Source organism: Chromobacterium fluminis, assembly GCF_011602385.1.
GTDB classification, from domain to species: Bacteria; Pseudomonadota; Gammaproteobacteria; order Burkholderiales; family Chromobacteriaceae; genus Chromobacterium; species Chromobacterium fluminis.
Genome location: NZ_JAAOMA010000128.1, coordinates 1 through 492, shown reverse-complemented (window position 1 = coordinate 492; position 492 = coordinate 1). Strand labels below are relative to the sequence as shown.

1 protein-coding gene is annotated in these 492 nt (G+C 59.6%); it reads right to left on the bottom strand.

Features of this window, described 5'->3' with window-relative positions; genetic code table 11:
• Nucleotides 1-492: transposase (locus HA052_RS27185; RefSeq protein ID WP_166454447.1), on the bottom strand; the 492-nt coding region annotated here is incomplete at both ends.

The following is a 492-nucleotide window of genomic DNA, read 5'->3' as shown; positions in this document are numbered from 1 at the left end:
GGCGACCATGTCGCGAGATGGTTACGATGGCCCGAGCTTCCCAATAGGCCGGTAGGGTTGGATTGTGTTCGCGGGCCTGCGGCGAGACCTTCATCCGGACCCGGTAATCGGTCGGGTGTGGATCTAGGCGTTCCCATTTGCTGTTGGCCTTGGCCGGAATCAACCAGTGGCGCTCAGTGCCGGCTTGCTGAAGCTGCAGCAGTAGGTCCGCACTGAGAAAGCCCTTATCGAACACCGTGAGCGAATGATCTGGAACCGCCTGTAGCAAGTCGCGCGCATAGCGCATTTCACTCTTGCCATATTCGCCAAACACCGCTTCCCGTACTAAATGGGTGGCCAATGCCGTTAGCGTCAGCAGCCGCAACTGGGGGTAGCTTGCCACAACGCCCGAGGCATAGACCTGAGCACCAAAGTGCTGGCGATTTTCCGGCGTGTCGGAGGTTCGGAGGGTGCTGCCATCGATGGCATAACGGGCTAACCCACGCCAAGTGC